Here is a 22,563-nt window from a genome sequence, read left to right as displayed (position 1 = left end):
ACCTCTGGCATCCAAGGCCGTCGCCGTGAGAACCGGCTCACGGCAAGTCATGTCGCTAGTTGAGGCAACGCGATGAACGATCGTGAGCGCAAAGAATTGTGAGGAATGCAGCGAGGGCTTCCAGCCGTCGCGTGCTTCGCAGCGGTTCTGCTCGACTCGCTGCGCCAACCGCCAGCGTGATCGTCGACGCCGGGAGCGAGAGGCTGGAACGAGCCGAACGCCCTGCGCCGCGGTCCGGAAAAGGCCGGCCGTCCCAACGACACGCGCGCGCAAGACCGACGCCAAACTGTCTGCCGTCCTCGCCGGTAGCGAGAGATCCTTGGAGACCCTCCGCACCCAACTCCGTTCCCAGTCCGAAGACATCGACCACCTCGAAGCCGAAAACTCGGACCACCGCGCAACGATCAAGAACCTCCAAACGGAGATCGCGCACGTGCGAACGGTCCAGCAAGCCGACGCCCAGGACCTTATCCAGCTCGCCGGCAGGTTCCTGGCCCTCTCCCGGGGAGCCGGCATCGAACTGGACATCGGAACCAAAGAGCTCTTTCGATGTCGCGGCTGGACCACCATCGCCCGAAAGGCAGAAGCAAGACCGTGACCATGTCGATCGCCCGGCTCTCCGCCCAGTCGGGCCTGAAGTACTTGTTCAAGACCACCATGATGGATGACCTGACGGTCACGCCCGCGAACGCCACCACGTACTACATGAAGGCCGGAACGCCGCAGGGCCGGTGGATTGGCTCCGGCCTGCCAGGCATCAACCGCACCACCGAAGCCAAAGTCACCGAAACCGACGCCAAAGCCATCTTCGACCACGCCATCCACCCGGACACCGGCGCTCCCCTGGGCCGTCCGCACGGCCAAGCCACGATCGTCCAAAACAGCCAGGGTAGGACCGAAACGCGCCACGCCGTCGTCGGCTTCGACCTGACCTTCAGCGTCCCTAAGTCCGTGTCCGTCCTCTGGGCCCTCAGCCCAAGAAACATCCAAGACCAGATCCTTGAAACCCACCACGAGGCAGTCACCGCCACCCTGCAATGGCTCGAAGAGAACGTCATCCACACGCGCGCCGGGCGCAACGGCGTCGCCCACCTCGGCACCCGCGGCGCCATCGCCGCCGCCTTCGACCACTGGGAATCGCGCGCCGGGGACCCGCAGCTCCACACGCACATGGTCATCGCCAACCGCGTCCAACGCATCACCGACGACGCCTGGGCCACCCTGGACTCGCGCACGCTCTACAAGGCCGCGGTCGCCGCGAGCGAACACTACAACGGGCTGCTCTTCGACGCCCTCCACCGCAACCTCGGCGCCGACACCGACATCCGAGAACCGGCCGCGAACACCCACAACCCCAGTCAGCAACTCACAGGCGTCGACGACGCCCTGATCCGCGAATTCTCCAACCGCTCCCGCCTCATCGACATCGAAACCGACCGCCTCGTCGCCGCATGGACCACGGACCACGGCACTCCCCCAACGGCAACCACCACGCTCAAGCTGCGCCAGCAGGCAACCCTGTCCACGCGCACCCCCAAACCGGAGACGGTCGCCCCGCTCCACCAGCTCTCCACCCAGTGGCGGACCCGCGCTGTAGCCGCGGGCTTCGAACCCGGCATCGTGCTCGCCAACACCATCCGACGCTCGCACGCCACCCCGTTCCGGACCGGTGACTTCACAGCCAATTGGATCGACGCCGTCGGCTCGCTGACCAGGGAGCGCGTCGCAACCAAACGCGCTACCTGGAACCGGTGGAACCTCCTCGCCGAAGCCGAGCGCGTCTGCGCCGGTATCCGCTGCCATACCCCGCAGGACCGCCCCGCCATGATCGACGCCGTGGCCTCCGCCGCTGAAAGCCAGTCGGACCCCCTTAACGACTACCGCTACACCGTTCCTGCCGGCGCGCAGCCCGATCTCGCTTTCGCGGGCCGCAGCGTCTTCGACTTCCATGGCGCCCGTCTTTACACGGACGCGGCGACCCTTGCCAATGAGGACCTCGTCATGGCGGCAAGGAACGACGACGGCGGCCCGGTCGTGAGCGCGGCCGTCGCCATGGAGTCACTCGCCGCGTATAAGCACGGTGGTCGCTTCGAGCTGCACAGCGACCAGCGTGCGGCGGCAGCCGGGGTCCTATTGAGTGGCAATCGGCTCGACGCCGTCGTCGGACCCGCCGGAACAGGCAAGACCACCACCCTCGGCGCGGTCAAAGCCGCCTGGGAGGCACAGTTCGGAAGGGGCACTGTCGTCGGTCTCGCGCCAGCGGCCGCGAGCGCCGAGGTGCTGGGTCGGGAGCTAGCAATGACAACGGAGAATGTCGCCAAGTGGCTGTATGAATCGGTCGGCCAGGGTGCGGGCGGGCGGGCTGCCCGGTTCTTCGATGTCGAGTGGCGGCTCAGGAGTCACGCGGCGGACAGAGGCCCTCGCGCCACGCGTCTTGTCCAGGAGGCCACTCGTCTGGCCGCCGAGCAGGACAGATGGAGTTTCCATCCGAACCGGTTGGTTGTCGTCGACGAGGCATCCATGGTGTCCACGCTGCAGTTGTCGGCGTTGGTGCAGCAGGCCCGGGATGCCGGCGCCAAGGTCCTGTTGGTGGGCGACCCTGCGCAGTTGGACGCGATCGACGCTGGCGGCATCCTCGGCTGGCTCGACCGGCAGCACAAGACCGTGCAGTTGAGCACTATCTGGCGGTTCGAACAGGCGTGGGAACAGGATGCATCCCTGAAGCTCCGCGAAGGCGACACCAGTGCCATTGCCGAGTATGAGGGGCACCAGCGGATCGACCATGGCACATACCTCGATATGGTGGACCGTGCCTACTCGAGTTGGCAGGCGGACGTCAGCGCCGGTAGGTCATCCATCCTCATTGCGGCGGACAACGAGACCGTCAGCATGCTCAACGAGCGCGCTCAGGCCGACCGCGCCATCCAGGGTGCCGTGGACGCGGAACACACCGTGCACCTCAGCGACGGACTCAGCGCCGGCGCCGGAGACACCGTCATTGCCCGCCGCAACGACCGCCACAGCACGGACAGCAGCGGAGATTTCATCCGGAACGGAACAATGCTCGACGTCGTCCGCACCCGCAGGCGCTACGGCTCACTGACCGCCGTTCGCCGAGACACCGGCGCAACCATCTCACTGAATCGCGGTTACGTTGAGTCCTCGGTCGAGCTGGGTTACGCGACAACGGCGCACCGTTCCCAAGGCATCACTGTGGACACCGGACACACCGTGGTGACGCAAGGCCGGCTCACCCGGGAGCTCCTGTACGTGAGCATGACCCGGGGACGCACGGCGAACCGCGCCTATGTCTGCGAGAACGATCCGCTGGACGACGAACCCTTGGATCCCGCATTGCGATCCTCGTGGCGGCAGATCCTGGGCGAAGTCCTCGCCGCAGAGGGTGCCGAGCGTACTGCCCATGAAGTCCGGGACGCAGAACGGTCGAATGCAGACAGCCTGGAGCGGCTCTCCGCTGAGTACGACTACCTCGCACAAATCGCCGCGTCCGAAGACCTGGCACAGTTCCTCGATGCCCACGCCCCCGAACGTGCCCTCGAGCTTCAGGAATCCCCCTCATGGGGTGCGGCCGTCGCGGCCTGGCAACGCTCCGTTGCAATCAGCCGTCCGAGTACACAGCGGCTCGTGCTCGGCGCCCTGGAAACAAGCGCCTGGGCCAAGGATGTTGCCGCGGTCGTTCATTCGCGTCTCCGGCAGTTCGTCTCTGGGATGCCCTCGAGTAGCATCGATCCGTTGGCCGAGCCCATGCGCACGGCCCGCCCCGATCTCGCCGAACTGGTCGCGCAAGTACAGAATCGGATGCTGCAGAGGATGAATCAGGTCATTCGGGCCGCGGTAGTGGAGGACTCTGAATGGAAGAGGAACCTACTGGAGGCTATGGGTCAAAACACCGTCCCCGATGTCGCAACCGACGTCATCCGCCATGCCGCCATCTACAGGGACAGGTGGGATATCGACGATTCGCCCCTGCCATTGGGACCCGGTCCAGCCCTCCACGAATGGGAACAACAGGAGCAGTGGGCGAATGTCCGACGCCTCGTTGATCAGGCTGCTCTTTCCGCCGCCGCTGCGCTCGAGACTCCTGAATGGAGCAACGACCTGCGCATCTCGGAAGAACGCCTTATCAATGTCGGCTGGCAACTCTAAACTGGGCAGAGGGGCAATCCATGGACAAGAACCCGGTTCTGAAACCAAAGCTTGCGACTCCTGCGCTGATCCTGAGCAGCGTGGCCGTCATTGTCTGCACCATCTACCTAGTCGGAGCCGCGGCCGCCAACGGTCGGACACCACTAATCCTGACGCTGGCAACAGCCGCCTCGCTCCTCATCGGCACTCTTATTGGCGCGATCTGGCTAATCCGCGCACGCCGGCTTCACACATGGACGACAGCTGCAAGAGAAATGTGGGATCACCTCGACGCCGTAAGGCGAACGCGCAGGACGACGACAGACGTCACCCTTCTCGGCGTTGATGCCCTTGAACCCACCGGCTCGTGGATCACGATCCGATGGAACCGGTTCAACTACGTTCAACATGCTTGGATAGAGAATGTGCCTGAACCTATCTGGCCAGGCTCAGTCCTCCTGATTTCACCGGACCCAGCCCAGATCACACCAGGCGCACCATGGCCGGCAACGTACTACATCCGGGCGGCGGACTGCCTGGCATGGGCGCCACTAGCCGCGTACAAGGTGTCCGGCGAAAGTAGAGTCGAACGGTCCAACCCCCAGACTGTGCCCAAGAACTCCTAACGGGTGCCCGGTACAGAAGCCGGTCGGCGGCGAAAGTCGCCCGGCAAACTGCAAGCATCGATCGTTGGCCCCCTCCCATCACAATGGAAGAGGGCCAACACTCGGTTGACGACGCCCAAGTGGAGCAGCCCTAATAGCTCATCTCATTCCCCGCCGTGGCTCCTAAAGGGCGCACCACCGCCGGGCCCTTGGAGATGACGTTGTAGGAGGCCGCAGCAGCCTCTGCAGCCAGGGGCGCGTCAAGACCGGCGGTAACGTCAGCGTCCGGGCCCGCCGCCCCGGCGTGCGGCGCGCGCTGGTAGGCGGCCGTGCCGAAGCGAAGGTCCGGGCCGATGGTGTCGGCAACGATGCGGCGGGCTTCGCGGCGTTCGCCGTCCTTCTCGTACGAGCGGAATTCCAGCTCGCCGACGACAGTGACCGGATCGCCCTTCTTCAGCGAATTGGCCGTGTTCTCCGCCAGGGCACGGAATGCCGAGACGTTGTGGAACACGGGTTCGCCGTCGCGCCAGGCGCCGTCGGCTCCCTGGATGCGCTGGTTGACGGCGACGCGCAGCTTGGCGTGGGCCACTCCGCTGTCGCCAAACGTCAGTTCGGGATCGGCAACGAGGTTGCCGGCAATGCTGACCGGAATCTTGGTGCTCATTGTTCTGTCCTTTCACATGCCGGCGGGACTCTCCCACCAAACATCTATTCACGGCCGACCTCATGGGCCAGCCATCACCGGCCCGTCCGCGGACCGCACAGTTTGTTCCGGACCGGCATAGGACCCTGCCGGGTTCAACCGAGGGTCCGCGTCAGCCGCGGAGATCTTGCCGCCCAGCCCCGGCGGATGGGTGAGTTCGAGGATCCCCTTGCTGGCGGCCGTGACACGTCCCAGAACTGACTTTGCAATGTCCACACGCAACACCGGCAGCCTGATGCCGCCGCCGTGATTGACCGCATCGTTTTCCGCCTCGATGACGGCGTCAGCCCAGCCAGCCAGGTAGGTGGCGGACTGCGGGCCGCGGTCGATCCCGTGGGCTTTGAGGACGGTGTAGGCGACGGATTCGGCCTCGACTTCGGCCAGACCCCTATGATCCGTGCTGCTGCCGTACAGCCGCCCGACGTCGTCGTCCGGTCCGTGAAGCAGCACATGCCCCAACTCGTGGGCAAGCACCGCAGTGCGTTCTTCGGGGCTGAGCCAGGCACCGACCTGGACCCTGTGTTCGTTGAAGTCGGTAAAGCCGCTGGTCAGCCCGTACTGGGCCGCCGTGACGTCCACAGTGAATCCGTGTCTGGCGGCAACGCGTTCAAGGGATCCCCAGAGCGCAGCGGCTTCCGCGCCTGGGCCGTCGATGGCTCTGGGTACCAGCAAGGGAGTTCCTTGCGTCTGGGAGACGTCGAAAACTGCCTGGCCGCGCCAGCCCGTAATGATTGTCTTCTTTCCACCGTCGACGGCGCCGCGCGGCAATTGCTCGCCTGCCGGGATTCGCTGCCTGGTACCGTCCGGAAGCGTCAGCTGCTGGACCCGTGATGTGCGAGGCGCGATCACCCACAGGGCGTGCTCGCCCTTCAGGACCGTGCGGCCGTGGCGCTCCCATTCCTTGTACCCGGCCACGAGAGTGGGCTGTTCGGTGCCGCGCTGGGCCATCTGCATCATCAGCAGGGCAACGTTGCCGCCAGAGTAGCGCCAGAGGGTTGCCGAAGCGTTCAGCAGCACCTGCCAGTGCGACGGCGATTCTACGGCCCGTTCCAGGATCGTGTGCAGACCGTCCGTCAGCGCAGCTATGCGCTCCTCCGGCGTCATGCGGGCGTTGCCGGGACGAGCCATTGCAGTGGCCACGTCTGCAGACACATCGCTCGATAGGTCTTCAGTTCCAGGGGCCACGACGTCCGTCCTCCATGCCTCTTGGAATCCGCCAGGACTACCCCGCGGTTACCCATTCATGTCTCGAGAGTCGCGAACGGCATGACTTCAGAATTCCTCCGACAATTGTGGGGCCGCCTACGGACCTAGAAGCAGATCACGAGGGCCGGCATGGAAGGAACGCGGGTTCTTTCAGGCCCTCCCCCAGCGAGCGGAAAATACAACGTTGCTCTTGGAGAGGGTCGTCGAAGGCATCGACGTCGGCTTCCTGTTCGACCCCCGCTTTGACGGGTTCGAGCAGGATAAGGACCTGAGCCGGCAGATGGGTTTCGCGCCCATGGCCCTCGATGACTGGTTTGAGCCGTTCAACAGTGAACGGCATGTACCGCCCTACGCCCGCTGATCCATCCCCCTGCACCGAGACCGGCCTGATCGGTTCCGCACCGGTCCTCGCTCTGGCCGGTCCGCTGACTACCCGCGTCGCGGAGCCTGGTGCGGCTTCCGGCCCGGGAATTGCCGGCCCCGCCAGCCCGGGGCTTCGGCGTCCAGCCGCTGGTGCAGCTCCTCGGCCAGGCGTCCGTTTCCGGCGGCTTGCCGGCGGCCATGGAGCCAGACCCCGATCAGCCGTTCTTCGGAGTCTGCGGCGTTGAACCACGGCCAGCGGCCGTGTTCGAGGCGGAAGGCTACGAGCTGTTTGAGCCTGAGGTCGTTCCGGCGGCGGGTCCCGGCCTGGGTCCGGTTCTCCCGCCACCCCCGCAGGTGGTCCAGAAGCTGGATCTGTCGCGGGCTGAGGACCCCGCCGTGAAGACGCCTGCGCTGGACGTTCAGCCAGCGGCCCAGCCTGGCCCCGTCGGGGGTCCCGTGACTCTCGTACGGCAACTCACCGTGCTCACTCAGGTGGGCCAGCACCGCTTCCAAGCGTTCCAGCCACTGCTCCGGGACGTCTTGTTCCGGTTGTGGCCGGATCACCCTGCTCTGGTGGAGTTCTTTCAGGCCCGGCACGGCAACGATGTACGGGTGCAGGACGCCGTCGACGGCATTCGGATGCACGCCCGCGAGCTCGGCCATCCTCCTGACCGGCACCCCGGCCAGGTACATCAGGAACCGCTCACGGTCAGGAGCCAGCCCCGCGGCGGCGACCATTGCCTTCGCCTGCTCCTCGCTCATCACCACAACACTCTATGCCGGGCCCGGGCCGCCCCTGTGCGCGGTTCGGGCCGGCAACTGCGCAGCAGGCTGTTGCGCAATTGCCCTGGGCCCCTCAGCCGTGCTGCTGGACAAGATCACCGGACAGGCGACACCTCGCGCCCGGCTCGGCGTCCGGGTTCCCGGCACTGATCGTGCGCACGGACCCCCACCAGCCGCGTGCTCTGTCCCTCACTGGCTTCAGTGCCGTTCAGGGCCGGCCAGGACGCCGGCCCTGAAAGGGGTGCTGGCTCCCGTCATGTGGGGATTTCCATCTGGAAGCCGCAGAGGCAGTGCAGGACCTGGGTGCGGAGGTAGACCTCAAGCAGGTCCTCGGCGGGTCCGTCCGTCCGCAGCGGGGTGTGGAGGCGGCGCTGGGTGGTGCCGGTGGTCGTCATGGTCTGTCCGCAGTGCATGTAGTCGCCGCCGAACTGCAGGACACTGTCCGCGGCCGCGCGGCGGTCAAGGATCCTGGCGGCATCCACCACCGAGACCGGGTGGGCGTAGAAGGAATCACACTCCACGCAGGTGTACGCGACGTCGACGATGTCGGTGGCCGGCGGGCGGACTGGGGAGATGCTCTCGAGCATCAGGTGCTCCGGGCTCCGGCAGCCCGAGCACCATGGACGGTGCGTGGGCAGGGTGGTGGCGCCGTCCGGGGCCGTGTTCGTGGTGATGGTCGTCATGCTTTGTACTCCTCATTGAGTGATTGGCGGCGTCCATTTATTGGGTCAGCTGTACCAGTGCCATCTGGGCGGGGCCCAGCCGTGCGGCACCTGGTGGCTGTCGGGCCGGTGGCATGTTGTGCAGGTGTAGCTGGCGGACGGAGGCAGCAGCCCGCGTCCGTCGGGCGAGAAAACGGCCGGTAAGTAGCCGGTGAAGAACAGCGACACGTCGCTATGGCACTGCCCACAGGACGGCATCCGCGGAGTCGTTGCGGGAACGGCATCGGGGGTGTTGGCCTGTCGTGGGCCAGCATCGGCAAGGGTCATCATCGTCCTTCACACGTCATCGATCCGGGCGCAGGAACCAAAGTCACAGCCCTTGGTCCCAAGGTCTGCATTGATACGCCCCTGCGGATTGGCGCAACGCCATCGTCGCGCCCCGGAGGCCGGTCTGTTCGGGTGTGCTGACCACCCTACGATGACATCAGGCCAATTCGGAACCCTCCCGCAAGAACTGATAGCCGGCCTGCGGTTAAGGCATGGGTCCGGACTGCCGCGGCTGACGGGGACCTTGGCGAGCACGGCGGTCACGGCCGGTGACCCCCGTAATGACGCTCCCTCGAGGCCGGGTCCAGGGGCGTCAACGTGGAAATGCCGGGACGCCATCGAATGCATGGAGCTGGCCGTGATCCCCGTCAGGAGGAACCTGGGCGGAGGCAGGGCATCGTTCCCTGGGCCGTTCCACCACCTGCGGCGACCCGGCTGCCTCCCTTGCACCCTGAACGGTCGCCCCGTACGTTTGGGGCAGCGGTCGGTTCTCCGCAGCCGCCGCCCGCCAGCTAGTGGCGGATCAACGTGACACGAGGGAATGCAGCCATGGCCACAGGCACAGTCAAATGGTTCAACGCAGAGAAGGGCTTCGGCTTCATCGCTCCGGACGACGGGTCAGCTGACGTTTTCGCGCACTACTCGGCGATCACCAGCAGCGGCTACCGCTCACTGGAAGAGAACCAGAAAGTCGAATTCGATGTGGTCCAAGGCCCGAAGGGCCCCCAAGCGGAGAACATCCGCCCCCTCTGACGGCCCAAGCAGCTGCCGTACACGGCAGGCCCTACACCGCAGAACCCTCGGCTGGTAGCGATGCCACTCCGGCGCGGCATCCGGTGGTTCCTGCGGCCGCTGGTTCACGCTCCGGGCATCCCGGGAAGGACCGGCATGCCAGGTGTCGCCCTTCGTGCTAATCCTTGAGGCGTCTGATGTAGTCCGCCATGCCCGGAACCGTGAAGGCCAGCGCGCCCAGCGCCGGCGCGTAGATGATCCCCTTCTCGATCAGGGAAGCCCTTGTCATGGACATGGAACTCTGCTTTTTCTGTGCCCGCTGGGCCAGATCGGCGGTGCTGGATCCCTCGTCGCCGTCGATGGCCATGAGACGCAGGAAGGCCTTCTCGGCGTTCGAGGCACGCTTCCACCGGGACGGAAAAAATCCCTGATCCAGCTGTGCACGGCCGATTTCAACCGCGATCAGGGCGTCCTCGGCTGTGATGGCCTTCTCGGGCGCTGTTTCCCAGGCAGCGTAGCCGTACTCCTGCAGGAAGTACGGGTACCCGCCTGACGCGTCCAGCAGCAGGTCCTTCGCCTCCGGGACGAATGACGCACCGTACTGTGATGCCGGGACGACCAGCGCGGATTCGGCAGCCTGCCGTGTCAGCGCTCCGATGCTGCGGTAATTGAAGATCCTTTCCGCGTAGGAGCGTGCCTCACTGAGCACTGAGGGCAGGTTGGGCAGCCCTGCCCCGGCGATGTAGAAGGGCCATTCCCGCTGGTTGGCCAGGTGCTGGGCGCTAAGGAGTGCCGTGATGAGCCCGTTGTCCAGGTCCTGCATCTCGTCGATGATGAAGATCAGGCCCGATCGGTTCTCCGCCAGTGCCGCGCAGAGATCTTCGATCAGTTCCTCGAGGTCCACCTCGATTGATCCGGAGTCGGCCCGGCCCTGGTTGAGGTTCACTCCGATGTCGATCCCGGTCACGCCCAGTTTGGCCGAGAACGACGCGATGCTCCCGAGCGCCGCCAGGAGCTTGGTTCCTGCGCCGCGCCGGTTCAGCTTGCGCCCGGCCTGGAGCAGGTTGCGGGCAAGTTTGGCCCGCACGGCTTCCGGGCCTCCCTCGGCGTCCCTGCCTTCGAGAGACACCACCATGAACTCCGAATGCTCGGCCTGGCGCCGAAACTCGTTGAGCAGCACCGTCTTGCCCACGCCCCGCAATCCATGCAGGACGATCCCCCGGTCGGGCCGGCGCTGGCGTGTTTTGGCCAGGAGCAGGTCAAAAGCATCGATCTCACTCTGCCGGCCGGCCAGTTCAAAGGGCCGCCGCCCGGAACCTGGCGAGTAGGGATTCAGCGCACTTTCCATATCAAGCACTATAGGGCAGTATCCAAATTTTTGGATACTCACATATAACTACTGATACGCGTGCCCCGGGGGAGCGCGGGCTTCTCCGATTGTCTCCCGGGTATGGGTACGTCTGTGCGCGTGGGCAGAGATCACACCTGCCGGCTCCGGCGCCGCGACCACGAGCGTGGCTGGCTACTCCATTGTCGAAGTCGACAGGGCCGGGTACGCTGCTGCTTGGTGCAGGGGCACCCCCATTTGATGTTGCCGGGCACGATCCACGTGCTGCAGGCGCTCGATATTCCTGGGATGCAAGACACCCAGGTAGAAGGCGGCGGCCCTGCCCGGTGGCGAGTGATGCGGCTCTCTGGGAGCGGCCGGCAGCCGGGCAGGGCCGCTGATACTTACTGGCTCTGCCAGGAGAGGTGCCGGAGGCTGCTCCCGGCGCCGGTGCAGCGAGCCCTTCAGGGACACAAGGGTTGCGAGAGCCGTGGGGCGGTCAGGCTCGACTCTGGACACGCAGCCATGCCAGCCGCTGGGCCTGACGGGATCGCCTGCCTGGTGCCGTCGCCAATCGTCCAAAGCGCTCTGGAGAACTCAGGGCGAAGACGGCATCCCGGCAAACATCCGGCAATGGTCCAAAGCTCTTTGGACCATTTCGCCCGCGGCTTCCTTGAGAATCCGCCCCCGACGGTGGGCAGCTGACTACGGCGCCGGAGTGGCCTGGTCCGCAGAAGGAAGAGTCAGGCTTCGCAGTCCGTGCAGTAGGTGTGGCCGTCTTTCTGGCGGGCGAGCTGGGAGCGGTGGCGGACCAGGAAACAGGAGTAGCAGGTGAACTCGTCGTCCTTCTGCGGGACCCGACAGGCCAGTGGCTCCCGATTACCCGAGCGCGTCCGTGACGGCGCGATGGCGAGGACGCCCGGGCTCAAGCCGGGCCTAAGGAGTGGCTCCCGGCGCGGTGCTACACAGTGGGAAATTCGCCGATTCTGTCGATGGTGACATCCTGTGCTCAGGCGGATCGTTGAGCAAAGCGGTCCGCTCAGTCGAACGAGCGTGGAGGATACATGGGATATGGCCATCAGCTACCTGCAACTTGCAGTAGCTCCGACAGAGGGGTTTTCTGATGGCGCGCCTGACCCTGCTGCAGCTTGAGCGTCACCTGTTTGCGGCGGCTGACATACTTCGGGGCTCCATGGAGGCATCGGCCTACAAGGAATATATCTTCGGCATGTTGTTCCTGAAGTACGCGTCTGACGAGTTCGAGGCGGCCAAGGCCCAGGTCGTCGAGGAACAAACGACCAGGGGCCGGTCGAAGGCTGAGGCCGAAGCACGCGCTGAAGCTCCATCGTTCTACCGCGGCACGTTCTACGTTCCGGATGAAGCACGCTGGTCCCATATCCATGGGCATCTGCATCAAAACATCGACGACGGTCTCAACACTGCGCTCCAGGCACTGGAGAACCAGAACCGCTCTCTTGAAGGCGTGCTCCAGCACATCGATTTCAACCGCAAGGTCGGTCAATCGAGCATGTCTAACAAGAAGCTGCGCGAACTGATCGTCCACTTCAACAAGGTGCTCCTGCGCAAGGCCGACTTCGAATTCCCGGACCTGCTCGGCGCCGCCTACGAGTACCTGATCCGCGATTTCGCCGACTCGGCCGGCAAGAAAGGCGGCGAGTTCTATACGCCGCGTGATGTCGTCCGCCTGATGGTCCTGATCGCCGACCCACAGCCAGGCATGAGCGTCTACGACCCATGCCACGGCTCCGGCGGCATGCTCATCTTGTCCAAGGACTACGTCGAGGAAAACGGCGGTGATCCCCGTGATCTTGCCCTTGCAGGCCAAGAGAAGGACGGCAGCGTCTGGGCGATCGCCAAGATGAACATGCTGCTGCACGGCATCCCAGACGCCGACCTGCGCAACAACGACGACGGCACGGTTGAGGACCCCGCCCATACCTCAGGCGGTGAGCTGCAGCGCTTCGACCGGGTGATCACCAATCCGCCGTTCTCGCTGAACTACAGCAAGGACGGCATCCCGTTCCCTGAGCGCTTCAGCTACGGCTTCACGCCCGAGAAGGGTAAGAAGGCCGACCTGATGTTCGTCCAGCATATGCTGGCCGTCACCCATCAGAATGGACTGGTTGCCACGGTCATGCCCCACGGCGTGCTGTTCCGTGGCGGCGACGAAGGCAAGATCCGCACTGGTCTGCTGAACGACGATATCGTCGAAGCGGTCGTCGGGCTCGGACCCCAGCTGTTCTACGGCACCGGCATCCCTGCCTGCATCCTGGTACTGCGCCCCAAGGGTTCCAAACCGGCTGCGCGGAAAAACAAGGTGTTGATCGGCGGCGTGCCCAAGTCCGAGGTCGAGGCGAAGGGTGACCTGTTCAGCTCGCATGGCTTCGACATCAAGACCGTCTTGTCGAGCGCGATGCGGACTACTACGAATTCGACGGAACGATCGAGGACAGGCGCCAGCTCAAGGAAGTGATCGAATCCGATTCCGGTCTGCTCGCAGCCGAGGCCGCCGTAATTGAAGCAATCGACAAGTGGTGGGTCGGAGAGCAGTCCCGTCTCGACGGGCTCAAATCGACCGCGCAACTCGTGCAACTCCGCCAGGAGTTTCTGAAGACCTTTGCAGCCGCCCTCGAACCGACAATGATGCTCGACCGCTTCCAGATCGACGGCACCATCGCTTCGTGGTGGGGCAAGGCGCTGCCTGACTTAAAGGCACTGGCGACCCTCGGCTACAAGGGATTGATCGACGCATGGGTGTCGACCGTAATCGACGCACTTTCCGAGGAAAAGGCGAAGATCGATCCGCTTGAGCACAAGGTTGCGAAGGCGCTGTTGCCCGAGTACCTCGAAGGGCTGGCCGAGATGGAGGTCAACGTTGCTGCACTCGACTCAACGATCAAGGCGGCGACGACCAGCGCAGACGAGGAAGACGACGGAGCCGACGAGGATGTGCTGTCCGAAACCGAGATCAAAGAGCTAAAGAAGCAGCTGACAGCGGAGAAGCGCAAGCTCAAAGGCGAGCGGGCCGCGTTCGGCAGGCGGATCGCGGAGGCGGCGACTCAGCTCTCGCCTGGGGCCGCGCGCGAAGTAGTGCTCGACGCGTGCGGCCGCGATCTCCGGTATGAGGCTGGTGATCGCATGGTCCGGCATCGAAAGGAAGTCGCCGATGCGATGGGCAACTGGTGGGCAAAATACAAAGTGTCCATGCCGGAAATCGAGGCCTCTCTTGCTGTTGCCCGAGAATCCTTTGCGCTAGCTTTGAAGGACCCCGGCTATGAGTGAGTGGAAAAACCGTGCGGCTTGGCGACGTCGCCTACATTGAGATGGGCCAGGCGCCCTCATCGCGGTACGTCGTTGACCGCGACGGAAACATCGGTATGCCCTTCCTCCAAGGAAACGGCGAGTTCGGTGACATCAGCCCCACGCCTAGGCTTTGGTGCACCAAGCCGGTGAAGCTGGCCCGAGCCGGCGACACCCTGATCAGCGTACGAGCGCCGGTTGGTGAAGTGAACCTTGCCGACCAGGACTACGCCATCGGTCGAGGTCTCGCGGCGATAAGGTTTCGCGGCATCGATGCTCGGTATGGGGCGCATCAATTAATGCTGCGTCGTCGCCAGCTCAAACGAGTCGCGCAAGGTTCAACGTTCGATGCTGTCTCCACGGTGACATTAAGAGTCTTGAGATTCCCATTCCCGATTGGGCCGAGCAGAGTCGGATCGTTGAGGTGCTCGACTGCTTAGACGAGAAGATTCGCTCCACGCGGTTGATCGTCGACAAGATCATGGCGATAGAGGCAGGACTGTTTCATGATCTTGTTACTCGTGGGGTCGAGGCCAACGGCGCGCTACGCAACCATGAAACCGAGCGCGAACACTTCCAAGTCACTCCCTTTGGACTAGTGCCTGCTGATTGGACGATCAGCACAGTCGGTGACACTTTCGAAGTGAAATCTGGTATTACGTTGGGACCTTCGCGTGTCGCAAGACGGAATTCATCCCCTTACTTGCGTGTGGCCAATGTTCGCCGCGGCGCCCTAGATCTAACTGACGTGTCCCGGCTTCAGGCGACGCTGGTGGAGCGTGCCGACTACGCATTGCGCGATGGCGACTTGCTAGTCGTCGAAGGCCACGCCGACGTTGGGCAGATCGGCCGCTGCGCGCGCGTGACTGACCCGGCTGAGGGCTTGCTCTATCAAAACCACCTCTTTCGACTGAGATCGGGCCTAGTTGACCCAGTCTTCGCCGAGGCATGGCTTAACTCGGCGTACGCTCGGAGCTATTGGCGGGCGACTTGCTCCACAAGTTCGGGCCTGAACACCATCAACTCCGGTCAGCTCAAGGCAATGGCGATGGCAATTCCTACACTCGACGAACAGCGGCGCCTTCGCGAACAGTTCGAGTGCGTTCAAGTCCGAAGGCGTACAGAGGCCGAGTCCCTCGCGGGCTTGATCGCCACGAGGGAGGGTCTAGCATCGGACCTCCTCTGCGGCAGTGTGCGCGTTCCAATGGAAGACGCTGAATGAATAACGGCGCGGAGTATACGGAAGTCGAGAAGCCTCTGCTCGACCAACTGGCGCGTTTCGGCTACACGACGATTGTTGGCGACAAGTTCGACCCGGCGGCTACTGAGCGGTCGAACTTTCGCGAGGTGATCTTGCAAGGCCGGTTGCGCAAGGCGCTCCGGGACCTCAACCCCGGATCCGGCGGCAAGCCGTGGCTCGACGACCCGCGTATCTCCGAAGCCGTCTCCGCACTGACGCGCCCCGGCGTCGGCAAGCTCCTTGAGATCAATGAGCGCATGACGAACCTGCTACTGGAAGGCGTTCCGGTTTCCGGTTTGCCGGGCTGGGACCAGGGCCGCAACCAGCGGATCCACTTTGTTGACTGGGACAACCCCGAGGACAACGACTTCGTCGCTATCAGCCAGTTCCGGGTCGACGAGCCGGGCGGCCAATCGAAGAAGTTCATCGCGCCGGACGTCGTGCTGTTCGTGAACGGCATTCCGCTGGTGGTCATCGAGTGTAAGAGCCCGTACATCGTCGACCCGATGGCCGAGGGCATCAAACAGTTACGTCGCTACGCCAACCAGCGCGATCTCGGCATGCCGGAAGGCAGCGAGAGCTTGTTCTGGACCAACCAGTTCGTCATCTCGACATACGGGGACAAGGCGCGGGTGGGTACCTTCACGGCACTCCCGGAGCACTTCCTTGAGTGGAAGGATCCGGTGCCGCTCACCATGGACCTGTTGGCCCGGCAGCTCGGCAAGCCAGCCAACCAGCTCACCGGTCAGGAGTTGCTGGCTGCCGGGATGCTGACAAAGGCCACCCTCCTCGACATCGCCCGGCACTACACGTTGTTCACCGAGTCCGCCGGCAAGCGATTCAAGATGGGCGCCCAGATTGCTCCGGACTATTTTTCCAGAGTGGGGACTCCGAGCCGGGCGCAGATTTCGGGGCCGCCGGGGATGACCGCGACAGTGTTGTCCACGACGCAGGCGGTCAGCGGCGGGACGTATTGCCCGAGATGGGGGTTTGGCCCGGGCATGAGTGGGATGCCGTACTGATTCGTTCCCCTCCCATCGGGGGCGCCGACAGGAGGAACCGGTACGAACCCCGCGGGGATGAGGTCGTTGGTGACTCCGCCCCGGTTCATCTCTCCCATATCCCATACGCGGCTGCAGAGATTGATAGGGTCCGGGACCTGCTGCATTCCTGCGTTCTTGTCGTCCGGGTTTGGATTGTCCGCGGCGTCGAATCCCGTGATGAAGACCCCGGCGGTGATGTAGGGCGGCTTTGTCTCGCCCGGCACCCCTACAACGGGAGGTCTGGTGGTGAGGTCGGCATGGTAGTAGCAGCGGATGTCCCGCTTGTCGTTCACCGGGGCAAGTGCTGTGTAGATGCCGGCCGCGGTGCTGCCGACCAACGCGGTACCGGCGACGGCGATCACGACCGGGAAAGTAAGCCACCTGCGGGCCGGCTTCGGCTTGCGGCGTGCTTCCTGGACGAGCAGGTCATGGACGCGGTTTTTCGTGTCCTTGGGGTAGGTCACTTCAGACAGGTTCATGACAGCCTCGCTTCAACGATCTTCGTTCCGAGTTGTTCGACGGGCTCAAGTACCCGGGTCGTTGCGGCCAGCTTGGCCCGTGCACGGTACAGTCTCGATTTCACGGTCCCGGTCCGGACGCCGAGGGTCTTGGCGGCCTCTTCCTGACCGAGCCCGTTCATCAGGCACAGAATAACCACGTCCCGTTCCCCGTCGTTCAGCCCGGCGGTCGTCTCAAGCAAGTCGCGGACAGCACGCTCGGCGTCGAGCCTTGAGGCGACCGAATCCGCATGGTCGGTTTCATGTTCGCCATACCGGGGATCGGAATGCGGCAGTCTGGCCAGAAAAGCGGTGTGCCGCCGGGCTGCCCTGGCGCGGTTGCGGTTCGCGTTCGTTGCGACACCGAGCAGCCACGGCAAGATAGTGTCTCTTTCCGGTCTGAGCCGGTTCCGCTGCCGCCACGCCTCCAGAAAGGTGATCGAGACGAGTTCTTCTGCGTCGTGCCAGGAACCACACCGGGACAGGCAGTAGCGGAAGAGCGCATCCCCGTGCCTGTCGAACAGGACGCCGAATGCGTCGGCGTTGCCCGTGATGCACTCACGCCACAGGTCTTCGTCGGTTTCCCCCATTAGCCTCATGCCCTGTAGTGTCCGTGGGCCCCGAATAGGTTCCCGATCCGCCAAACAGTTTTCGCCCTACCCATGGCAAGAACGAGATTCCCAAGTTTTTCAAAATCCTCGTTACAGTTTGCTGGCTGCCGGACATTAACAGGGCATGAGCTTGCAAACCATGGGGGAACGTATGGATCTGGAGAGGGAAAAACGGTTCCTGGCCGCCCACGCGGCGTCCCACGACCGCATCTACCGCTATTTTCGGCGCAGGACAGATGGTCCAGCAACAGCGGAGGATCTCTGCGCAGAGGTATTCCGGATTGCCTGGGAGAAGTCCGGCCACGGTGATGACCTCTCGGCGCTCGTCCTTTTTGGGATGGCCAAGAATGTGCTCCGAAACCATGAAAGGTCTCTGTCCCGCTCTGCTGGGCTCATCGGAGCCATGCGACTGGAACGGGCACCTGAAGCGCAAGGTGAGGGATCGGCGATCCGGGAAAGCATCGACCATTTGGCCCCGCAGGAACGGGAAGTGTTGCTGCTGACGTACTGGGACAACCTCACCGCTGTCGAAGTGTCCAAGCTCCTCAACACATCAGCAACAGCCGTGCGCATGCGGCTGCACCGGGCCCGCAAGGAACTAAGTCGAATCATGCAAGAGCAGACTGTGTCAGAAGGAGCAGCAGAATGAGCCAGGACCAATCCTTTGCCGACCTGCTGTCCTCCGCCGACCCTGCACTCATGATCAACGACGCGGAACTGATCCGCAGCCGCGAGCGGTCTCTGGGATTCCTGAATTCCAATGTCACTCACATCGCCGTCGGCGGATCTGTCCACGATTTCCACCGCGCACCGGCAAAGCGTCATTGGGGGCGTTTCGCCGTTGCAGGGCTAGCGGCGGCCGCCGTCGCGGCCAGCGTACTCGTCGCCTCGAGCCTGGCACCAAGCCCAGCGAACGTGGCCACGGCTCCAACCGTCGAAGTCACCGAGGTGCAGCCTCCGCCTACAGGCCCCGCCAGGGACCTGTTCATCGCGGCCGATGAAGTGCTGGTCCTGCAGGCACTGCCGACCCCTGCCGGCTGGAATCAGAGCACCCCTGGATCCACAGCCCCCGGCCTGGGGGTTGAACCGGTGAACGTGATACAGGTTCTCAAAGGACCACGACCCACCGGGACGACCACCATAGATCTTTCTGCAATGTCGGCACCGACCTCGTGGAGGAATACGAACCCAGTGGCGCCGTTGACCTACCTGGCGTTCATCAAGAAGGGCGAAGACGGTGTCGGCCATCTGATGAGCGGGCCCCTCGCACTCCTGGAAATTCTGAACCTTCGCGCCGCCACCTTGGTCGACCCAGTATTCGGGAAGCCGGTGGACGTCGGGGCGGACCTTGCCTCAAGAATTTCCGTCGGCCCAGTCGGCGACGTCCCCCTGACCACCTACCCCGCAACACAGGCCGCATCAGGTCCGGACATCATTCCAGAACAGAAAAAGAGCACGGACGGCACATCACTCGGAACAATGCACGGACACGTCACTTCAACGGAGGCCTGCTTCACCTTCGAGACCAGCACTGAGAAGGTGATCCTCCGGTGGCCTGCTGGGTACACCGCTACGACGAAGCTGCTTCCGCAGTCGCCAGAGGGCGAATTCAGAATCAACGGAACCAGCGCCGCCACCCGGGCAGTCGTTCTCAACGAATGGGGAATCGTCTACTCCTACGACGGCGAAACACGACCGCTCATCTTCGGCACCCGCAGCGACGAGCGGGCCGACTGCAACGGACAAACCCTGCCCGTCTTCGACATCGCACCAGGCGGAAAGGGCGTCAGCCCATTCCGGGCCTCGCACGGCGCGTCGGGCCCCGACACAAACCCGTAGCAAACGCAATATTCCTGCATAAAACGCGCGAATCAACGGACGCAACCGACGACAACGCCAAACACGTCAGGCGGGTGCTGCATCCGTACGCAGATCCTGCACTAGATGCGACCCCGCGGAGCGGCCAAAATGTCTGAACACAGCACTAGACTAAGTCTTCGAATATACATTCGAAGATTGGTGTGTCATGGGCGTTCGAGCCAGTGTCAGCGTGGTAGCGGAGGCCAGACGAAGCGGCGAGATTCTGACGTCCAGGTCGCCGCGGTCACCGACGGGAATAGCGCCATAATGAATAGCGCCACTTACCGGCATAGGCCCGCGGTGATGCGCCGGATGCAGGAAATCGCGCACGTGTCCAGGTCGCGGTAGGGCAAAATGATGTCGTTCCGCTCGGCAAGCTGAAAGATCAGTTCGGGTTCAAGCGTGCCCTCGAGATGGACGTGGAGTTCAGCGAGTGGCCCTTTCATACGGTCAGCTCTGCACGTTCGCGTTGACGGCGGAAAGAGATTAGCTGTTCCGCGAGTGGTCCGATGGGAAGGTCGTTGACTTCGGAGAGCTGATTGATCATGTGCTGCGGGATCGCGTTGTAGCCGGCCACAGCTCCACACATTCCGCCAGCTATCGCCCCTATGGTGTCGCTGTCTCCACCAAGGTTCGCTGCGAGCAGCACTGCGGTGACTGGGTCGCCCTTCGCCCTGATGACCAAGGCAATAGATGCGGGCACGGACTCGGTTGTTTCTGTGTTGGCACCGATGATGTCGTAGACGAACTCAAGGAATTCGTCATCGGTCTCGGCTGTGTTTGCGACGTCGACTGCGAGCATTGTCCGTCGGATGAGGGAGGCGCCTGGTTCGTCCCTGCCTAGACTCATACCAAGCTCCCCTGCCCCATAGGATGCCCGTAGGGCTGCGTGCAGGGTTGCCTGCCGGGACTGGTCGGCCGGTGCGTCGATTGCCGAGGAGATAAAGGCGGCCACCATGGCCGCTCCAGCGACGGCAATGTTGGTGTGGTGCGCCAATTTGCAGCTGGCTTCCACCTCTGCGACGAGGGCAGGGATGTCTGAGCTGGGGCAGAGTACTCCAACGGGTGCGATGCGCATGGCGGCTCCGTTGGTCGTGCCTGCTACGCCGGTGTCCGCTGCAGGCACGCCGTCTCGGAGGCGGTCGATCACCCTGGCGCTCGTTGGCCCGAGGAACTTCCCGTCGGACGCCCCCACACGGTCTGCCCATGCCACGAGGTCAACTGCAAGTGTCTCTGTGTCCACGCGTCCGCCGGCATGGGTGATCGATTCGGCGAGCATGATCATCTGCTGGGTGTCGTCGGTAACCTGTCCGGCGACGAAGCCGTCGACGATGAAGTGTCCTTTCGGGGCCGGCAGGAAGCCTTCGATACGGCCAAAGTGTTTGATGACCCTGCCCCGGGACCAGAGCTCGCTGGGCATCCCCATGGCGTCGCCGAGTGCGACCCCGAACATTGCCCCGAGAATTCTGTCGTGGGCGGTTTCGGGGCTAGGACGGTTGGTGCTCATGGTGCTGCCTTTCATTGGTGCTTGGTTGAGGGTTTGTTTGAACGGCCCGTGCCACGAGCTCCACCGGCAAGTCAGGCCGGATCGTGAGCAGGGACGCGGCGTGGGCTGGCGAGATGGAGACCAGGAGCACTGTTGAGGGCCCTGCCGTGGAGACCCGGTCTATCGTGTTGGGTCCTGCTGGTGTCGCCGCGAGGCCGGCGCTGGAAACGAGCTCGCTGATTTCATAGTCGATCCCGCGGGAGCCGACTGGCAGTATCTCGTGGACGCCGTCCAGCCGCGCCAGTAGGAGGGCCTCGGCGATGGACGGCATTCGGGGATCGCCTGGGACAAGGATGTGCGCAGGTGCGGACAGCGGCACGCCGACGGAGTAGATTTCGTCATACGGCAAGGTCGTGCCGATGCTGAGCTCTCCGTCTCGCGTACCGATAACCGTGACRCCAAAGCCCGTAGCCACCGTCGGCACGTTGTCTTCGGTGCTGCCCGTGACCGCAACGTCCGGATCCAGACCGAGCTCCACAGCCAGGGACCGGACTTCGTCAATCATCTCGACGGCCGATGGATCGCGCTCAACCCCGAGGGTGTTGACGATGACGGTTGGCAGGGCCCCGCAGGCGAGCACTTCCAGTATGGGGACCCTGGCCCCAAAGTGCGTCGCCGTGCGCGCCGGAGTTTGCACAGTGTCCTGTGGTTTTGACCCGATCCCGCCGACAGAATCACAAGCGATGACTATGTTGCTCTTATCCGGGCTTTGGATGATGGTCAGGTCACGGAACTTGCGGACAGGCCATGGCTGCGGGCCGTTCACTGTGGTTCCTTCGCCAGCGTCTCGAAGCGGCTGAACCGTTCTGTCGCGTCGGGCAGCCGGTGGGGTGCTTCTAATGTTGTGGAGTAGTAGTAGCGGTCCCCTCGCAGAAGGGTTTCGACGTATTCGATGGGGTTGCCGTTCGAATCGTATGTCGTCCTGTTGACCTGGAAGGCGGGGTCCCCTGTTTCGCATTCGAGTTGTTTGGCCTCGTAGGAGTCCAGTACGGTGCTGCGGAGGCGTTCTGTTGCGTGGTCGGGTACAACTCCGGGGTTCTCCGCCAGTAGGCGGAACAGTGACTCGTTGGTGAGGTCCCGCCCGATCAGGTGCTGCGCTATGGCCGCGGGCATCCAGGACACCTCGTAGGTGCTGGGGAGCTCGTCGACGTAGCGGACGCGGATCAGCCGCACAGCGTCCAGGGCTTCGCCTTGTATTTCCAGCGCTTCTTGGACAGCCGGTTCGGGGGCGCAGAAACCGAACTGGACAATCCGTGTGCGCATCTGTCGCTGGCTGCCGCTCAGTTCTTCCGAGAAGCCGCTGAGGAGGCGAAGGTTCCCCTCGATCCGTGCCGACGTGACATACGTGCCAGAGCCTTGCCGTCGCTCAACCAGGCCTCGCCGTTGGAGGCTGTCCAAGGCCCGGCGAACCACGATTCTGGAGACGTTGAGGTCATCGGAGAGTTTTCGCTCCACGGGCAGACGGCGGCCATGTTCGAGCTTTCCGCTGTCGATGAGCCGCTCCAACCGTTCCTGCAAGTGGTCGGCGACGGACGTGGCGTCGGAGCCGTTTTGCCGAAGGGCCTGGATGAGTTCCTCGTCGTTCATTTCT

Annotated in this window: 21 protein-coding genes and 2 pseudogenes; 12 read left to right on the top strand and 11 right to left on the bottom strand. The window is 63.7% G+C overall.

Annotation, left to right across the window (positions count from 1 at the left end; genetic code table 11):
- Positions 1 to 319: 319 nt before the first annotated feature.
- Genes ASG77_RS12115 through ASG77_RS21915 form a run of 3 tightly spaced genes read left to right on the top strand, consistent with a single transcriptional unit; the run spans position 320 to position 4,772 of the window.
- A complete protein-coding gene (locus ASG77_RS12115; RefSeq protein ID WP_056345799.1) occupies positions 320 to 598 on the top strand; it encodes a hypothetical protein in 279 nt (92 codons plus the stop codon).
- A gap of 2 nt (positions 599 to 600) precedes the next feature.
- Complete coding sequence (gene mobF, locus ASG77_RS12110) at positions 601 to 4,167, top strand: MobF family relaxase (RefSeq protein ID WP_235564509.1); 3,567 nt, start codon at positions 601 to 603, stop codon at positions 4,165 to 4,167.
- 20 nt (positions 4,168 to 4,187) lie between these two features.
- Entirely contained in the window at positions 4,188 to 4,772 is a 585-nt protein-coding gene (locus ASG77_RS21915) for a hypothetical protein (protein ID WP_156380301.1), read from the top strand.
- A gap of 130 nt (positions 4,773 to 4,902) precedes the next feature.
- Here ASG77_RS21915 and ASG77_RS12105 read toward each other — a convergent pair whose 3' ends face one another.
- Both ASG77_RS12105 and ASG77_RS12100 read right to left on the bottom strand, forming a co-directional pair.
- Positions 4,903 to 5,415 (bottom strand): single-stranded DNA-binding protein, encoded by a 513-nt coding sequence (locus ASG77_RS12105; RefSeq protein ID WP_056345795.1) that lies wholly within the window; start codon positions 5,413 to 5,415, stop codon positions 4,903 to 4,905.
- 60 nt (positions 5,416 to 5,475) lie between these two features.
- Complete coding sequence (locus ASG77_RS12100) at positions 5,476 to 6,594, bottom strand: ArdC-like ssDNA-binding domain-containing protein (protein WP_056345792.1); 1,119 nt, start codon at positions 6,592 to 6,594, stop codon at positions 5,476 to 5,478.
- Between the two features lie 250 nt (positions 6,595 to 6,844).
- Here ASG77_RS12100 and ASG77_RS21910 point away from each other — a divergent pair, with 250 nt between their 5' ends.
- Positions 6,845 to 7,021 (top strand): hypothetical protein, encoded by a 177-nt coding sequence (locus ASG77_RS21910; RefSeq protein ID WP_156380300.1) that lies wholly within the window; start codon positions 6,845 to 6,847, stop codon positions 7,019 to 7,021.
- A gap of 68 nt (positions 7,022 to 7,089) precedes the next feature.
- Here ASG77_RS21910 and ASG77_RS12095 read toward each other — a convergent pair whose 3' ends face one another.
- Positions 7,090 to 7,785: a helicase associated domain-containing protein gene (locus ASG77_RS12095; RefSeq protein ID WP_082575995.1), complete on the bottom strand. Its 696-nt coding sequence runs from the start codon at positions 7,783 to 7,785 to the stop codon at positions 7,090 to 7,092.
- A 275-nt stretch (positions 7,786 to 8,060) separates the two neighbouring features.
- On the bottom strand, positions 8,061 to 8,489 hold the full coding sequence (locus ASG77_RS12090; protein WP_056345789.1) for a hypothetical protein: 429 nt from the start codon (positions 8,487 to 8,489) through the stop codon (positions 8,061 to 8,063).
- A gap of 855 nt (positions 8,490 to 9,344) precedes the next feature.
- On the opposite strand from ASG77_RS12090, the gene ASG77_RS12085 reads away from it, so the two are divergent.
- The gene (locus ASG77_RS12085) at positions 9,345 to 9,548 is read left to right on the top strand and encodes a cold-shock protein (RefSeq protein ID WP_056345787.1); all 204 of its coding nucleotides are present in this window, start codon (positions 9,345 to 9,347) and stop codon (positions 9,546 to 9,548) included.
- Positions 9,549 to 9,705: 157 nt separating this feature from the next.
- Here the strand turns inward: ASG77_RS12085 and ASG77_RS12080 are convergent, their stop codons facing one another.
- Positions 9,706 to 10,875, bottom strand: coding sequence for an ATP-binding protein (locus ASG77_RS12080; RefSeq protein ID WP_056345785.1), 1,170 nt, complete (start codon positions 10,873 to 10,875; stop codon positions 9,706 to 9,708).
- A gap of 722 nt (positions 10,876 to 11,597) precedes the next feature.
- A pseudogene (locus tag ASG77_RS22575) lies at positions 11,598 to 11,711 on the bottom strand (DUF4193 family protein); the annotation flags it as partial.
- 266 nt (positions 11,712 to 11,977) lie between these two features.
- On the opposite strand from ASG77_RS22575, the gene ASG77_RS22240 reads away from it, so the two are divergent.
- The 5 genes from ASG77_RS22240 to ASG77_RS12060 are packed head-to-tail and all read left to right on the top strand — an operon-like array spanning position 11,978 to position 16,437.
- On the top strand, positions 11,978 to 13,348 hold the full coding sequence (locus ASG77_RS22240) for a type I restriction-modification system subunit M (RefSeq protein ID WP_200950754.1): 1,371 nt from the start codon (positions 11,978 to 11,980) through the stop codon (positions 13,346 to 13,348).
- Positions 13,345 to 14,157, top strand: coding sequence for a hypothetical protein (locus ASG77_RS22235; protein ID WP_200950753.1), 813 nt, complete (start codon positions 13,345 to 13,347; stop codon positions 14,155 to 14,157). The genes ASG77_RS22240 and ASG77_RS22235 overlap by 4 nt, the downstream gene beginning before the upstream one ends.
- A gap of 41 nt (positions 14,158 to 14,198) precedes the next feature.
- Positions 14,199 to 14,615, top strand: a complete 417-nt coding sequence (locus tag ASG77_RS23035; protein WP_442854243.1) for a restriction endonuclease subunit S — start codon at positions 14,199 to 14,201, stop codon at positions 14,613 to 14,615.
- A gap of 23 nt (positions 14,616 to 14,638) precedes the next feature.
- The gene (locus tag ASG77_RS12065) at positions 14,639 to 15,397 is read left to right on the top strand and encodes a hypothetical protein (protein WP_156380298.1); all 759 of its coding nucleotides are present in this window, start codon (positions 14,639 to 14,641) and stop codon (positions 15,395 to 15,397) included.
- Positions 15,394 to 16,437, top strand: a complete 1,044-nt coding sequence (locus ASG77_RS12060; RefSeq protein WP_056345778.1) for a type I restriction endonuclease — start codon at positions 15,394 to 15,396, stop codon at positions 16,435 to 16,437. Before ASG77_RS12065 ends, ASG77_RS12060 begins: the two co-directional genes overlap by 4 nt.
- Positions 16,438 to 16,933: 496 nt before the next feature.
- Here the strand turns inward: ASG77_RS12060 and ASG77_RS12055 are convergent, their stop codons facing one another.
- Positions 16,934 to 17,545: an RNA polymerase sigma factor gene (locus tag ASG77_RS12055; protein WP_056345776.1), complete on the bottom strand. Its 612-nt coding sequence runs from the start codon at positions 17,543 to 17,545 to the stop codon at positions 16,934 to 16,936.
- A gap of 145 nt (positions 17,546 to 17,690) precedes the next feature.
- Here ASG77_RS12055 and ASG77_RS12050 point away from each other — a divergent pair, with 145 nt between their 5' ends.
- Complete coding sequence (locus ASG77_RS12050; protein ID WP_082575993.1) at positions 17,691 to 18,215, top strand: RNA polymerase sigma factor; 525 nt, start codon at positions 17,691 to 17,693, stop codon at positions 18,213 to 18,215.
- On the top strand, positions 18,212 to 19,405 hold the full coding sequence (locus ASG77_RS12045; RefSeq protein WP_056345773.1) for a hypothetical protein: 1,194 nt from the start codon (positions 18,212 to 18,214) through the stop codon (positions 19,403 to 19,405). Before ASG77_RS12050 ends, ASG77_RS12045 begins: the two co-directional genes overlap by 4 nt.
- Before the next feature lie 353 nt (positions 19,406 to 19,758).
- Here the strand turns inward: ASG77_RS12045 and ASG77_RS22565 are convergent.
- The 4 genes and pseudogenes from ASG77_RS22565 to ASG77_RS12030 all read right to left on the bottom strand — a co-directional run.
- Positions 19,759 to 19,872: pseudogene (locus ASG77_RS22565) on the bottom strand (adenosine deaminase); the annotation flags it as partial.
- Positions 19,869 to 20,933: an ADP-ribosylglycohydrolase family protein gene (locus ASG77_RS12040; protein WP_162254937.1), complete on the bottom strand. Its 1,065-nt coding sequence runs from the start codon at positions 20,931 to 20,933 to the stop codon at positions 19,869 to 19,871. The pseudogene ASG77_RS22565 and the gene ASG77_RS12040, both read right to left, overlap by 4 nt.
- Complete coding sequence (locus tag ASG77_RS12035; RefSeq protein WP_056345768.1) at positions 20,914 to 21,738, bottom strand: hypothetical protein; 825 nt, start codon at positions 21,736 to 21,738, stop codon at positions 20,914 to 20,916. Before ASG77_RS12035 ends, ASG77_RS12040 begins: the two co-directional genes overlap by 20 nt.
- Positions 21,735 to 22,559: a GntR family transcriptional regulator gene (locus ASG77_RS12030; protein WP_056345766.1), complete on the bottom strand. Its 825-nt coding sequence runs from the start codon at positions 22,557 to 22,559 to the stop codon at positions 21,735 to 21,737. The genes ASG77_RS12035 and ASG77_RS12030 overlap by 4 nt, the downstream gene beginning before the upstream one ends.
- Positions 22,560 to 22,563: the final 4 nt, after the last annotated feature.

The organism is Arthrobacter sp. Soil762, assembly GCF_001428335.1.
Classification (GTDB): domain Bacteria; phylum Actinomycetota; class Actinomycetes; order Actinomycetales; family Micrococcaceae; genus Arthrobacter.
Note: the sequence above shows the minus strand (reverse complement) of the source record. Positions and strands in the feature narration are given on the sequence as shown.